The sequence below is a fragment of the Tessaracoccus zhenghani genome (genome assembly GCF_055326325.1).
This window is the reverse complement of record NZ_JBUZNQ010000003.1, coordinates 445,829-459,890: the sequence shown is the minus strand read 5'-3', so window position 1 is coordinate 459,890 and position 14,062 is coordinate 445,829. Positions and strand designations below refer to the sequence as shown.

Annotated in this window: 13 protein-coding genes; 10 read left to right on the top strand and 3 right to left on the bottom strand. The window is 70.6% G+C overall.

The annotated features are described in order from the left end of the window. Positions 1–82: 82 nt before the first annotated feature. Complete coding sequence (rpsT, locus tag ACZK4S_RS09275; RefSeq protein WP_076059144.1) at positions 83–343, bottom strand: 30S ribosomal protein S20; 261 nt, start codon at positions 341–343, stop codon at positions 83–85. Positions 344–510: 167 nt separating this feature from the next. Between rpsT and lepA the strand changes: the two genes are divergently transcribed. After that, complete coding sequence (gene lepA, locus ACZK4S_RS09270) at positions 511–2,340, top strand: translation elongation factor 4 (protein ID WP_076059142.1); 1,830 nt, start codon at positions 511–513, stop codon at positions 2,338–2,340. Positions 2,341–2,388: 48 nt separating this feature from the next. On the opposite strand, the gene hrpB is transcribed toward lepA, so the two are convergent. Then, entirely contained in the window at positions 2,389–4,875 is a 2,487-nt protein-coding gene (hrpB, locus tag ACZK4S_RS09265) for an ATP-dependent helicase HrpB (protein ID WP_463644058.1), read from the bottom strand. Between the two features lie 35 nt (positions 4,876–4,910). On the opposite strand from hrpB, the gene hemW reads away from it, so the two are divergent. The 4 genes from hemW to ACZK4S_RS09245 are packed head-to-tail and all read left to right on the top strand — an operon-like array spanning position 4,911 to position 9,523. Next, positions 4,911–6,104 carry a radical SAM family heme chaperone HemW gene (hemW, locus tag ACZK4S_RS09260; RefSeq protein WP_076059137.1) on the top strand — a complete coding sequence of 398 codons (1,194 nt, stop codon included), beginning with the start codon at positions 4,911–4,913 and terminating at the stop codon, positions 6,102–6,104. Positions 6,105–6,124: 20 nt separating this feature from the next. After that, positions 6,125–7,150: an ABC transporter substrate-binding protein gene (locus ACZK4S_RS09255; protein WP_463644057.1), complete on the top strand. Its 1,026-nt coding sequence runs from the start codon at positions 6,125–6,127 to the stop codon at positions 7,148–7,150. Beyond that, positions 7,147–7,938 (top strand): ABC transporter ATP-binding protein, encoded by a 792-nt coding sequence (locus ACZK4S_RS09250; protein WP_463644056.1) that lies wholly within the window; start codon positions 7,147–7,149, stop codon positions 7,936–7,938. Before ACZK4S_RS09255 ends, ACZK4S_RS09250 begins: the two co-directional genes overlap by 4 nt. A gap of 4 nt (positions 7,939–7,942) precedes the next feature. Beyond that, positions 7,943–9,523 carry an ABC transporter permease gene (locus ACZK4S_RS09245; RefSeq protein WP_463644055.1) on the top strand — a complete coding sequence of 527 codons (1,581 nt, stop codon included), beginning with the start codon at positions 7,943–7,945 and terminating at the stop codon, positions 9,521–9,523. 1 nt (position 9,524) lies between these two features. On the opposite strand, the gene ACZK4S_RS09240 is transcribed toward ACZK4S_RS09245, so the two are convergent. Beyond that, positions 9,525–10,544 (bottom strand): glycosyltransferase family 4 protein, encoded by a 1,020-nt coding sequence (locus tag ACZK4S_RS09240; protein ID WP_463644054.1) that lies wholly within the window; start codon positions 10,542–10,544, stop codon positions 9,525–9,527. A 72-nt stretch (positions 10,545–10,616) separates the two neighbouring features. Here ACZK4S_RS09240 and ACZK4S_RS09235 point away from each other — a divergent pair, with 72 nt between their 5' ends. From ACZK4S_RS09235 to ACZK4S_RS09215, 5 genes are all read left to right on the top strand, one after another. Next, positions 10,617–11,189, top strand: coding sequence for a CDP-alcohol phosphatidyltransferase family protein (locus ACZK4S_RS09235; protein ID WP_463644053.1), 573 nt, complete (start codon positions 10,617–10,619; stop codon positions 11,187–11,189). A gap of 105 nt (positions 11,190–11,294) precedes the next feature. Continuing rightward, positions 11,295–11,672: a GntR family transcriptional regulator gene (locus ACZK4S_RS09230; protein ID WP_463644052.1), complete on the top strand. Its 378-nt coding sequence runs from the start codon at positions 11,295–11,297 to the stop codon at positions 11,670–11,672. Continuing rightward, positions 11,669–12,379, top strand: coding sequence for an ABC transporter ATP-binding protein (locus ACZK4S_RS09225; RefSeq protein WP_463644051.1), 711 nt, complete (start codon positions 11,669–11,671; stop codon positions 12,377–12,379). The genes ACZK4S_RS09230 and ACZK4S_RS09225 overlap by 4 nt, the downstream gene beginning before the upstream one ends. Continuing rightward, a complete protein-coding gene (locus tag ACZK4S_RS09220; protein ID WP_463644050.1) occupies positions 12,364–13,179 on the top strand; it encodes a hypothetical protein in 816 nt (271 codons plus the stop codon). The genes ACZK4S_RS09225 and ACZK4S_RS09220 overlap by 16 nt, the downstream gene beginning before the upstream one ends. A 14-nt stretch (positions 13,180–13,193) precedes the next feature. Continuing rightward, the gene (locus ACZK4S_RS09215; RefSeq protein ID WP_463644049.1) at positions 13,194–14,036 is read left to right on the top strand and encodes a DUF3097 family protein; all 843 of its coding nucleotides are present in this window, start codon (positions 13,194–13,196) and stop codon (positions 14,034–14,036) included. Positions 14,037–14,062: the final 26 nt, after the last annotated feature.

Here is a 14,062-nt window from a genome sequence, read left to right as displayed (position 1 = left end):
CCTCAGGGTACGCAAAACAGCGCCTTGACGACCGAGGGCCAAGGCGCTGTTGAGGAATCAAACAGCAGCTAGAAGTGCTGGATCAGATGGCGTTGACGGCAGTCGCGATGCGCGACTTGCGGTTGGCAGCCTGGTTCTTGTGGATGACGCCCTTGCTCACGGCGCGGTCGAGCGCGCGGTTGGCCACGACGAGGAGCTCGGCAGCCTTCTCAGACTCGCCCTCGGTGACGGCGGAGCGGACGTTGCGGAGGTGGGTGCGCAGTTCGGACTTGACCGCCTTGTTACGGAGACGGGAGATCTCGTTGGTCTTGTTGCGCTTGATCTGGGACTTGATATTCGCCACGGGGCAGGCCTCTTTACGGATTAAAGGGGGGTGTACTCGGTCATGCGTTTGCACGCGACGCTCAACCCTACCTGAGTTCTGCGGCGCGGGCCAAATCGGTCGCATTGTTCAACGTCCCGCACTCCGTGAGATGATGGCCTGTCTCTGTCCACCAACGAGGAATGTTGATGCCCGCACCCCGACCAGGCAAGACCGATCCGGCAATCATCCGGAACTTCTGCATCATCGCGCACATCGACCACGGCAAGTCCACCTTGGCCGACCGCATGCTGCAGCTGACCAAGGTTGTCGACGGCCGGCAGATGCGGGCCCAGTACCTCGACCGCATGGACATCGAGCGCGAGCGCGGCATCACCATCAAGTCGCAGGCCGTGCGCATGCCGTGGACGAAGAATGGTGAGGAGTACATCCTCAACATGATCGACACCCCTGGCCACGTGGACTTCACCTACGAAGTCTCGCGGTCGCTGGCCGCCTGCGAGGGCGCCATCCTGTTGGTCGACGCCGCCCAAGGCATCGAGGCGCAGACGCTGGCCAACCTCTACCTCGCCATCGAGGCGGACCTGCAGGTCATCCCGGTGCTGAACAAGATCGACCTGCCCAACGCCAACCCGGAGAAGTACGCCGCGGAGATCGCCGGCATCATCGGCTGTGACCCCTCTGACGTGCTCATGGTCTCCGGCAAGACCGGTGTGGGCGTCCCCGAGCTCCTCGACGCGGTCGTCGAGCTGATCCCCGCCCCCGTCGGCGACCCCGACGCCCCTGCGCGGGCCCTCATCTTCGACTCGGTCTACGACACCTACCGCGGTGTGGTGACCTACGTCCGGGTGGTCGACGGTGAACTCGGCTTCCGCCAACGCATCCGCATGATGTCCACCCTGGGCACCCACGAACTGCTCGAGGTGGGCGTCATCTCGCCGGATCCCGTGAAATCGGACGCCATCGGCGTCGGCGAGGTGGGCTACCTCATCACGGGCGTGAAGGACGTGCGCCAATCCCGCGTCGGCGACACCGTGACGCTCGAGGCGCGGCCCGCCACCCAGGACCTGGGCGGCTACCGGCACCCCAACCCCATGGTCTACGCCGGTCTCTACCCGGTGGACGGCGACGAGTTCAACGAACTGCGCGAGGCTCTGGAGAAGCTCCAGCTCAACGACGCGGCCCTCACCTACGAGCCCGAAACCTCCGGTGCGCTCGGCTTCGGTTTCCGCATCGGCTTCCTCGGCCTGCTGCACATGGAGATCGTCCGCGAACGGCTGGAGCGCGAGTTCAACCTGTCGCTCATCTCGACCGCCCCCAACGTGGTCTACCGCGTGGTGATGGAGGACGGGTCCGAGCACACCGTGACCAACCCCTCCGAGTACCCCACGGGCAAGATCGCCGACGTCTACGAGCCGGTGGTGCGCGGCACCATCCTCACCCCGGCCGAGTACCTAGGCACCATCATCGAGCTGTGCCAGAACCGACGGGGGGTCCAACTGGGCCTCGACTACCTCAGCGAGGACCGCGTCGAACTGCGCTACAAGCTGCCCCTGGCCGAGATCGTCTTCGACTTCTTCGACGCCTTGAAGTCACGCACCAAGGGCTACGCGTCCCTCGACTACGACCCCGCCGGCGAGGAGACCTCCGAACTGGTGAAGGTCGACATCCTGCTGCACGGCGACCCGGTGGACGCCTTCTCGGCGATCGTGCACAAGGACAAGGCGTACACCTACGGCCTGGCCATGGTGGCCAAGCTCAAGGAACTCATCCCGAGGCAGCAGTTCGAGGTGCCCATCCAGGCCGCCATCGGCTCGCGCGTCATCGCCCGTGAAACCATCCGCGCCATCCGCAAGGACGTCCTGGCCAAGTGCTACGGCGGCGACATCTCGCGCAAGCGCAAGCTGCTCGAGAAGCAGAAGGAAGGCAAGAAGCGGATGAAGATGGTGGGTCGCGTCGAGGTCCCCCAGGAGGCATTCGTCGCCGCACTGTCCACCGGGGAATCCAGCGCCAAATAAGCCCGCGCCCTGAGGGTTCGCGGAGAACGAGTGAACCTCACTCACCCGTCAGCTGCGCCGCTTCGTACGCGACGTGGCCTGGGCGGTCCACGGATCCTCCGGCCACGGGTGCTTGGGGTACCGGCCCCGCATCTCACCGCGCACCTGCGCGTAGGGGCCGGACCAGAACGACGCCAGGTCGTCGGTGACCGCCAGCGGCCTGCCGGCGGGGGACAGCAGATGGAACAGGACGCGGGCCCGGCCTGCCGCGATCGTGGGCGACTCCGCCAACCCGAAGCACTCCTGGAGCTTCACCGCGCAGACCACCGCCGCGTCGTCGTCGTGGGCCGGGTAGTCCAACCGGATGGTGGAGCCGCTCGGCACGGCGAGCCGCTCGGGAGCGAGTTCGTCGAGGCGGGTGGCTTCCCGCCACGGCACCAGCCGGCGCAGCGGGGCGGTGAGGCTGATCCCCGAGAGGCGACCGGTGCGGGCGGCGTCGGCCAGTTCGAGGCCGAGCCATTCGTCGAGGCGGGTCAGCAGCGCCGCGTCCGACACGTCGGGCCACGGTGCGCCCAACCGCCGGTGGAGGAAGGCGAGGCGCCGCCGGAGCCGGTCTGCGGTCTCCGACCAGCCGATGACAGCCAGCCCCTTCTCCTCGATCACCTGCCGCACGGCCTCGGGCCCCAACTCTCCGGCGGACACCGGCGTGGACGTGAGTTCGATCGCGCCGAGCGCTGTCACCCTGCGGGCCCTCAGCCGGCCGTCGACCAGCGTGCCGCGCACTTCGTCCAGCAGCAGGTGGGCGGCCGCCGCCCGCGCGGTCCGCTCGTTGATCGGCGCCCCGGACCGGACGACAGCACCAGTGCCCGCCGCGCTGGCGCCGGCGGCGCGCGTGACCTCGGCCACGGCCAACCATTCCTGCTCCGCCAGTTCCCGTGGCGCGGCCGCGCGTGTGCCGGAGGCCAGCAGATGCGAGGCGCCCACCTTGCGGGCGACACGCTCGGGGTAGGCCAACACGACCACCGCCCCCGGGAGACCGCCGGAGCCCGGCGTGGCGTCGACCAGCCGCTCCAGGCGGTCCGCCTCTGCCCGCCAGCGCCGCGACTCCGGCGCCTCCCCGCGCCGCAGCCCTCGGAGCGCGACGGTGAGGTCACCGCCCAGGTCGAGTGCGACGGCCGCCACCATTTCGGCGGCCACCCGGCTCCCGACCTGGGGCGCGCCGTCCACCAGCGCCCGCGCCCATCGCGGCGCGGCGGGAATGTCGGCCAGCCTGCGCCCGTGCGCGGTGACCCGGCCGTCGTCGTCCACGGCGCCGAGCGAGCGCAACACGTGCTCGTCCTCCGCCACCGCGAGGGCCGGGAAGGCGCTGGGCAGCGACAACGCCTCGCCACGGGGCGCACCCCAGGCCGCGAGCGTCAGGAGGGCTCCGGTGAGGTCCGAGGTCTGCGACTCCGGCGTGACCTGGGCCCGTAGCCCCGTGTAGGTCCGCTCGTCGTAACAGCGCCACACCACGCCCGGCCCCTGGCGCGCGGCCCGCCCGGCACGCTGGTCCGCCGACGACCTCGCGCAGCGCACCGTGACCAGTCCCGACATGCCACGGCCGGAATCGCGTCGGGGCTCCCGGGAGAGGCCCGCATCGACCACCGCGCGCACGCCGTTGACCGTCAACGACGACTCGGCCAGGTTCGTCGACACCACCACCCGGGGCCGCTCCCCGGGCCCGCGGCCCGCCACCGCGCGGTCCTGTTCCCGGGCCCCCGCCTGCCCGTGCAGTTCCAGCACCTCCGCGGCCACCCGGCCGCGCAACGCTTCCGCGACGGTGCGCACCTCCCACACCCCGGGGAGGAAGACCAGGAGGTCGCCGTCGGCGGGCAGCTCAGCGAAGGCCCGCGCGGCGGTGTCCGCCACGTGCCGCAGGAAATCGCGGGACGTCCCCCGTGAGTCGAGCGGCATCGGCCCGGGGACCCACCGCACCTCCAGCGGATGCAGCACCGCGGGCACACAGACCACCGGAGCGGGAGACCCGCCGCCCAACAGCGAGGCGAGCCCGGCGGCGTCGAGGGTCGCCGACATCGCCACGACGGCGAGGTCCTCGCGCAGCTCCCGCACCTCCGCAAGGAGGCCCGTCAAGAGGTCCGTGTCGAGGCCGCGCTCGTGCACCTCGTCGAGGATCACGGCGCCCACTCCTTCGAGGGAGGGATCCCGCAGCAGGCGGCGCAGCAGCACGCCCGGCGTGACCATCTCCACGCGTGTGGCAGGCGACACCTTCCGCTCGCCGCGCACCGTGAATCCCGCCACCTCACCCATCGCGGTGCCCGTCAGCGAGGCCAATCGACGCGCAGCCGCCCGGGCCGCGACGCGACGGGGCTGCGTGACCACCACGCGTCCCCGCACACAGCCGGCCACGACGGCGGGCGCCAGCGTCGTCTTGCCGGTGCCGGGTGGTGCCTCCACGACGGCGACCCCACGCGTCGTGACCGCCTTGCGGAGGTCGTCGGCAGCCGCGGCGAAGGGCAGCCCGCAGCCGTCGGCGACGAGTTGGGCGAGAGTTGGCACGGGCCCAACCTAGCGGGGCCGCCTAAGCTGTAGCGGTGGCACAGCTTCCTGACGGCGACCAGGCTCCGGCCGACGGTTCGCTCCCCGCATCCGCACTGGCATCCACCGCGCCCCTGTCGCTGTACGTCCACGTGCCGTTCTGCCGCACCCGCTGCGGCTACTGCGACTTCAACACCTACACCGCCAGCGAGCTGGGCGACCTGTCACCGGACACCTACCTGGGCGCCGCGCACGCCGAACTCGCCCTGGCCCAGCGCATCCTGGGCGATTCCCGGCCCGTCCAGACCGTCTTCTTCGGCGGCGGCACCCCCACCATGCTGCCCGCTGAGGCGCTGACCGGCCTGCTCCGCGCCATCGACGACAGGTTCGGGCTCGCGCCGGACGCCGAGGTGACCACCGAGGCCAACCCCGACACGCTCAGCCCCGCCTACCTGGAGACCCTCCGCGCGGGCGGCTTCACCCGCCTCTCGCTCGGCTTCCAGTCCGTGGTGCCCCACGTGCTGCAGGTGCTGCAGCGCACCCACACCCCCCGTCGGGGCCTGGACGCCGCCCACTGGGCACGCGACGCCGGCTTCGACCACATCTCGCTGGACCTCATCTACGGCACCCCGGGCGAGTCCATGGACGACTGGCGCGCCAGCCTCGACGCGGTGACCGCCACCCCTGTAGACCACGTCAGCGCCTACTCGCTGATCGTGGAGGAGGGCACCCGCCTGGCGATGCAGGTGCGCCGCGGCGACATCCCGATGCCCGATGACGACGACCTGGCGGACAAGTACCTGGTGGCCGACGAGACCCTCACCGCGCTGGGCCTGGCCAACTATGAGGTGAGCAACTGGGCGCGCCCGGGCGGCGAGTGTCGCCACAACCTCGCCTACTGGAGGGGCGCCGACTGGTGGGGCATCGGCCCCGGTGCCCATTCGCACGTGGGGGGAGTCAGGTTCTGGAACCGCAAGCACCCGCGCAGCTACGCGGCGTCGCTGACGGCGGGGGAGTCGCCTGCGCTCGCCCGCGAGGTGCTGACCGACGAGGACCGCCGCGTCGAGCGGGTCCTCCTCGAACTGCGGCTGGCGGGGGGCCTGCCCCTGGACGTGTTGCGACCCAGCGAACTGGCGCGCGTGTCTGCCGTAGTCGCCGCGAACCTGGCGACTGACGACGGCGCCAGGCTACGGTTGACCCAGGCGGGCCGCCTCCTGGCCGATGGCGTGATCCGCGACCTGCTGGACTGAGGCCCGTCAAGGAGGACGCCATGACCTTTCCCATCATCAGGCGCCGCACGCTGCTGGGCGCCTTCGGCGCCGTCACGGTGGCCGGCGCCGTGGGCTGTGGAGGGGACGAACCCGCCGCGGGCAGCCTGGAGGAGGTCGTCTACCAGCTCTCCTGGACCCACTCCGTGCAGTTCGGGGGGACCTACCTCGCCCGCGAGCGCGGCCTGTTCGAGGCCGAAGGGCTCAACGTGCAGCTCGCTGCGGGTGGCCCCAACGTCGCGGGAGACGCCAACACCGTCAGCGGCGGCAGCCTCGTCAACATCTCGGCAGCCGACGGTGTGGCGAGATCCAATGCGGAGGGCGCGGACCTCGTGATCGTCGGCGCGCAGTACCAGAAGTTCCCGGGCACCATCCTGTCCCTGGCGACGGCCCCGTTGAAGCGGCCGGAGGACCTCGTCGGCGCACGGATCGGCGTTGCCGGGGCCGACACCCCGGGCTTGAACTCCTTCCTCACCACCAACGGGCTCACGCCTGATCAGGTGGAGTTCGTGCCCAGCCAGTACGACCCCGCTGTGCTGACGGCCAACCAGGTCGACGGGCTCTTCTGCTTCTACAACGACCTCCCTGTCGCCCTCGCGGTGCAAGGAGTGGAGGGCCATTCGATGTTGCTGGCCGACTTCGGCTACAACCCCATGAGCCAGACCTACACCGTGCTGCGCTCCAACCTGGAGGATCCCGAGAAGCGCGATCAGATCCTGCGCCTGCTCCGGGCCGACTTCCAGGGCTGGCAGCTGTACCGCGACGACCCGCAGGCCGCGGCGGAACTCACCGTCAAGGCCTACCCCGATGCCGGCCTGGACCTGGAGACCCAGCGCAAGCAGGCGGAGGTCCAACTGGACATCATGTTCTCCGAGGCCACCGACGAATCGGGCTTCGGCTGGTTCTCGGACGAGCAGATCACCGACAACCTCGCCCTTTTCGACAGCCTCGGCATCGAGGGGGCCACCGCAGAGCTCTGGGACCGTTCCCTGCTTGAGGAGATCTACGAGGACGGGCCCACGGCGTGAGCGTAGAACCCGCACTGGCGGCACCGCAGGTGACCTGCCGGGCGGTGTGCAAGACGTTCCACACCGCGCGCGGGGAACTGGTGGCCCTCGGCGCCACCGACCTCACGCTCGCCGCCGGCACCGTCACCGCTCTGGTCGGCCCCTCCGGCTGCGGGAAGTCCACGCTGCTGCGCATCCTCGGCGGCCTGGAGCAGCCGGACCCGGGCGGTGCGGTGCTGGTGGGCGAGGAAGCCCCCCAACAGATCCGACGGCGGGGTGAGCTCGCCATCACCTTCCAGGACGCGTCCCTCCTGCCCTGGCGCACGGCAGCGGGCAACGTCGCCCTCGCCCGGAAGCTCGCCCGTCAACCCGCAGACCCCGAACGCGTGCTGGCGCTGCTGCGGATGGTGGGTCTCGAAGGGTTCGAGCACTCCCGGCCCGCGCAGCTGTCCGGCGGCATGCGTCAGCGCGCCGCCATCGCCAGGTGCCTCATCACCGAGCCGCGGCTCCTCCTCCTCGACGAGCCGTTCGGCGCCGTCGACGAGCTCACGCGGCGCCGGCTCAACATCGAACTGCCGCCGCTGTGGTCAGACACCGGCACCACCACGCTGCTCGTGACGCATTCCGTCACGGAGGCAGTGCTGCTGGCGGATCGGGTCCTCGTCATGTCACCGCGCCCCGGCTCCATCGTCGCCGACCTCACCGTCGACCTCGCCCGGCCCCGGACGGCGGAACAACTGCGCTCTGACCGCTTCCGCGAACTCGTGGAGGAGATCGGCGCCCTGCTGTCGGTCGACGGAGAGGCCTGAGGTCGTGGCGGACCGAGGCCGGCCGGCTGCCCTCGCCCGTCGGGTGCTGATCGGGGTGGCCGTAGTGGCCGCGTGGGAGCTGCTCGCGCGCACGCTGTTGGCCGGCCGGCACCTCCTGGGCGCCCCGTCGGGCATCGTCGGGAAGCTGGTGGCCAACGCCGGCGTCTACGGACGCGGGCTGCTCTACACGTCGGGAGAGGCGCTGTGGGGCTACCTCCTCGGCAACGGCGCCGCTGTGCTGCTGGCGCTGCTGGTGGTGCTGCTCCCGTGGTCCGAGCGGCTCGTGCTGCGACTGGCGCTGGTGGTCTACTGCCTCCCGCTGGTGGCGCTGGGGCCGCTGCTGCGCCTGGTGTTCGGGCTGAACGACGGCCCCCAGATCACGCTGGCGGCCCTGGCCGTCTACTACCTGACGCTGGTCCCGTTGCTGGTGGGGCTCCGTGCGCTGCCGAGCGCCTGGCTCGACCTGACCGCCACCTACGGCCGAGGCCGATGGGTGACGCTGGTGACCGTGCGTGCCCGGGCCGCGTTGCCGTACCTCATGGCGGGGCTGCAGACGGCTGTGCCCGCGGCGTTCCTCGGTGCACTGGTGGGCGAGTTCACCGGGGCCGAGCGCGGTGTCGGCGTCCTGTCCATCCTGGCGCTGCGCAGCCTGGACACCGACGGCCTCTGGGCCCTGATGCTCCTGGCCACGGCCGTGTCCCTGCTGGGGTACCAGGCGGTGGCGGCCCTGGCCCGGCGGATCGCGCCGGAGACGCCGCCCGTCCTGCTCGCGCCGTCGAACGCGAGCCCCCGCCCCGGGTGGCGCCGGGCGCTGGAGTCGACAGGGGGAGCCCTGGTGGCCGCGGTGCTGGTGATCGGCGGGTGGGCGGCCGGCTTCGCTGCCGTGGGGCTCAATCCCTACTTCGCGAAGCGGCCCTGGCACGTGTGGGAGTGGCTGGTGGCCGGCCCGGAGGCCCCTGCCAACAGGGCCGGGCTGCTCGACGCCGTGGCGGAGACGGCGACTGTCGCGGTACCCGGCTACTTCGCCGGCCTCGCCGCCGGGGTGTTGTTGGCCGCGGTCTTCTCGCTGTCGGACCGTACCCGCGAGGCGCTGACCCCCGTCGCCGTGGCGTTGCGGTGCGTGCCCATCATCGCCATCGCGCCCCTGCTGGTGGCAGCGCTCGGCCGCGGTGCCTTCGGCACTGCCGTGGTGGTGGCCATCATGACGTTCTTCCCGACGATGGTGGCGTGCCTCTACGGCCTCAGCCAGCTGCCGGGACAGGTGGCCGATGTCTTCGCCACGTTCGACAGTTCCCCTGGGCGCACCCTGTGGCTCGGACGCCTCCCCGCCATGGCGCCGGCCTTCTTCGCCTCGGCCCGGATCGCCGCCCCCACCGCGCTGCTGGCGGCGACGGTGGCGGAATGGCTGGCCACGGGCTCGGGGCTGGGCAACCGGATGGCGGTGGACGCGGCCACCAGCCAGTACACGTCGCTGTGGGCCACCGTCGTGGTGGTGACCGTGCTCGGCCTGCTCGCCTACACGGTGGTCGAATTCGTCGAAGCGCGGGTGCTCGCGCGCGTCGCGCCCGAGCAACTGCGCTGGTAGGTCACCTGCGCAGAGCGGCGGCCACTGTCGCCACGGTGTCGGACCACGTCTGGATCCCAGCGCGGCCGGCCAGCGCCTCTGCCCGCCAACGCCGGCGCACGTGGGCGTCGGTGAGCCAGGCGCGCAGTTCCGCGGCCAGGCCGACGCTGTCGCCGGGGGTGAACTGCGCGCCGCTCGTCTGCGCCTCGACAGCCCCCGTGCCGCCGCTCACGATCGAGGGGATCCCGCGGGCCGCCGCCTCCGCCACGACCATGCCGTACATCTCGGCGCGCGAGGTGTGGACGAGCAGATCGGTGCCGGTCCACACGGCCTCGAGGGCGGGGCCGTTGCGTGCTCCGGTGACGGACACGCGCCCAGCCAGGCCGAGCTCGGCGATCCGCGCGACGACCAACCGCGTGAGGGTGGGGTCCACATCGTCGGGGCCGACGAGGCGCGCCGTCCACTCCAGGTCCGGCAGGTGGGTCAGCGCCTCGATGAACGTCATGGGGTCCTTGCCCGGAGTGAGCCGCGAGAGCCACAGCAGCGACGGTGCTCCGGCTGACTTCCCAGGCGCGGGTCCCGTCGAAACCCCGGGCCGGGCCACGACGGCGTCGGCGCGCCCATAGCGCCCGGCCACCTCGGCGGCGGCCCACGCGCTGGGGACCACCAACCGGCTGGCCGCCCGGACCGCCAGGCCCTCGGACGCGCCCAGCTTGGCGCGCTCCTCCAACGACAGGGACGGGTCATCGGCGGGGAAGTAGTGCATCAGCAGCGTCACCCGACGGCCCTCTGCCACGGCGTCGATGATCGCCTCGGGGGCCGCGGAACCGGCGATGTTGTCGACCAACCACTCGTCGCCGGTGGCGAGCAACTGGAGGAGGGCACGCCGCTCGCAATCCGTGGGCAGTGGCCAGGCCCCCTTCACCGGTCTGACCCGGAGGTCGACCCCGGCGGCTGGCAGGCCCGCGATGAGCTCGTCGTCGTAGCGGTTGCCGCCGCTGGCCTGGGGGCTGCGCCAATGAGCGAAAGCGATCGCGGCCACGGTGCCTCCTTCTTGGACGTCCTCTGCATCATAAGCAGCCACCCGCCAGAGCGCCGCCGCTAGGCTCAGGCGATGAGCACGCCTGGGTCCGCGCGACTGGGCCGCTGGGTGACGGAGCTGAGGCTGACCCCGGCGGACCGGATCACGCTGGGCAGGGCGGCGCTCGGCGGCGTCTGCGCAGTGCTGGTGGCGCTCGGCTACCTCGGATACCTGCCGGGGCGCAGTTGGGCCCTGTTCCTCGTCGCGCTTCCGACGGCGTTGCTGGATGCCGTGGACGGCGCCGTGGCGCGCCGCACCAACACCGTGACCGAGCGCGGCGCCCGCTGGGACGTGGCGGTCGATTCGGCGGTGCTCCTCGTGCTCAGCCTCGCCCTGGTGCCGCTGGCCCCCTGGATCCTGCTGATGGGCGCCGCGCGCTATCTGTTCCTGTTGGGCGGCAGGTTCCGTCCGCGGTGGCTCCTCCCGTTGCCGTTCAGGCAGTCGCGCCGGCTCATCGGCGGCCTGCAGGCCCTTGTCACCGTCACGGCCCTCGCGCCGGTCGTCCCCGTCACGGTGGTGCAGTGGAGCACCGGCCTCACCGTCGCGCTCGTGGCCTACTCCTTCGCCCGCGACATCCGCTACCAGGAACGCCGCCGCGCGTACTGAGCCACGGCCGCACCCCGGACGCAACCGACTCAGGAAGCCTGTGCGTCGCAACTCGTCTGTGCTACTGTATTAAGCACCTAATACAGTGAGACACCGGGAGGTGAGATGGAGTTCGACGCAAGCAGCCCTATCTGGCTTCAGTTGGTCGACGAGTTCATCCGTCGCATCGTCACCGGCCAGTGGGAAGCGGGGACCCGGATCTCCGGCGTCCGCGACCTCGCTGGCGAGCTGAAGGTGAACCCCAACACCGTCCAACGCGCCCTCGCCGAACTCGAGCGGCAGGGCATGACCAGGTCCGAAAGGACCACCGGCCGTTTCGTCACCGATGACCCGGCCGTCATCGAGCAGGCCCGCCTCGTTCTCGCGGCGGGCGCGGCAGATGACTTTGCGCGGCGGGCCCAGGGGCTCGGCATGAGCCTCACCGCCGCCCGCGACCTACTGGGCCGACGCTGGTCGGTCCCCGCAGAAGGAGCCCAAGAATGACAGCACCGGCGATCCAGATCGCCCACGTGACCAAGAAGTACGGCGCGTTCCCTGCCCTCAACGACCTGAACCTCTCGCTCGAGGGCGGCCAGATCGTCGGGCTGCTCGGGGAGAACGGCTCCGGCAAGACCACCCTTTTGAAGGTGTTGGCCGGGGCGCTGACGCAGTACGACGGCGAGGTCCGTGTGCACGGCGTCCCCATCGGGCCGGACACCAAGGCGATGGTGAGCTTCCTGCCCGACGCCAGCTTCCTGGCAGACAACGACGCCATCGACGGCTGCGTCGGCATGTTCAAGGACTTCTTCGCTGATTTCAGCGAGGCCAAGTGCCGCGACCTGCTCAAATTCTTCCAGCTGGACACCCACCGCAAACTCAACACGCTCTCCAAGGGCATGCGGGAGAAGGTCCAGGTGGCCCTGGCCATGTCGCGCGACGCGAAGGTCTTCCTCCTGGACGAACCCATCTCCGGCGTCGATCCCGCGGCTCGGGAAGTCCTGTTGGCCGCCATCGTCCGGGATCTCCCGGAGGACGCGTTGGTCCTGATCTCCACCCACCTCATCCACGATCTCGAGCCCGTCCTCGATTCCTTCGCGTTCATGCGTTACGGGCAGATCCTGCTCAGCGGCTCGGTCGACGACCTGCGGGCCGAGCGCAACATGTCCATTGACCAGCTATTCCGGGAGGTCTACCGATGGTCGGCAAACTGATCAGGCACGAGATTCGGCGCACCCTGCGCTGGTACCTCATCATCGTCGGGGGAGCGGTGCTCGTCGTCGGTCTGGCGACCCTTGCCGCCGTCCTCCTCCCGGCCCCCGTCAACACCCTCTTCGCCGTGCTCACGGCCATCGGCGCGTTCGCCGTGCCCACCGCGGTGCCCGTGTGGCTCGGGTTCGACTTCTACCGCTCGTCCTATTCGAAGACGGGGTACCTCACCCGGGCCATCCCCGTGAAGGGCTCGACGATCTACTGGGTGAAGTTGCTATACGCCTACGTGCTGAGCGTCATCGCCCTGGTGGTCTCCGCAGGGCTGGGCTATCTGGCCGCGGTGTCCTTCGCCCTGGTGGGCGGCGGATCGGTGGGGGGCGTCAACGACGCCATCGCCGGTGCGCTCGACGCGATGGGGCGGATGCTCCCGGGCTGGGTGATCGTCCTGCTGATCGCGCTCATCCTGGTCTGGCCCTTCGTCTGGCTCGCGTCGTACTACTTCGCGGCGGCCGTCGGCAGCGAGGCCTGGAGCAGCAAGATGGGCATCGGTGGCCCCGTCCTGGTGTGGTTCCTCTTCTACGTGGCCGGCCAGGTCGCCGCCATCCTCGGCGCGTTCCTCCCCTTGCAGATGGTCTTCGACGAAGCAGGGATGGTGGGCTTCCAGGCCCGGCTGGTCAACATCTTCACCATCGAGGAGCAGAGCGTCGTGCCCGTGGGCATGTTCCTGGCGATGCTGGTCCTCTCTGCAGTGGGGATTGTCTGGGCGTCGGTGTCGTTCGACAAGAAGGTGGAGTTGCGCTGATAGCGTCGTCCGCCGTGGACAGATACGCGCGAGACGTCTTGGCACCGGGCTGGCAGAAGGCCCATCTGAAGCAGACCCGTGACGTGGCCGTCGAACTCGACCAGGTGGTCGAGTTCGACGACTTCTGCGGCGCGGTGGTCGGCTGGGAGAACGGCCTCGTGGTGTTGGAGGACCGGCACGGCAAACGCCGCTCCGCCCCGTTCGGGTCCGGCTTCCTGCTGGAGGGCGAGCCCGTCGCGCTCCGGGCCCCGCTGCGGGGAGGGCCGGTCAAGCCCAAGTACACCGCCTCCGGCTCCCGGGCGAGCCAGGAGCCCGTCAAGGCCAAGGTCGCGCTGCCCAGCCGCATCTACGTCGAGGGCCGCCACGACGCGGAGCTCATCGAGAAGGTGTGGGGGGAGGACCTCCGGCACGTGGGGGTCGTGGTCGAGTACCTGGGCGGCATCGACGACCTGCCGCGCATCGTGCAGGACTTCGGGCCCGAGCCCGGTCGTCGGCTGGGCGTGCTGGTCGACCACCTGGTGCCCGGCTCGAAGGAGTCGCGGATCGCGGCCGAGGTCTACCGCGCCGGCCACCGCGACGTCGTCCTCATCGAGGGGCACGAGTTCATCGACATCTGGCAGGCCGTCCGCCCGGCCCGCATCGGCCGCAAAGCCTGGCCGGTGGTGCCGCGCGACGTCGACTTCAAACTCGGCACCCTCAAGGCCCTCAACCTGCCACACGCGGACCAGGCGGACATCGCGCGCGGCTGGCAGGCGATCCTCGCGCGGGTCAGCAGCTGGCGCGACCTCGAGCCACAACTGAACACCAAGGTGGAGACCCTCATCGATTTCGTCACGCAGGACCACCTCGGCGCCTGACCCCGGACAGACCACTAAGGTAGCGA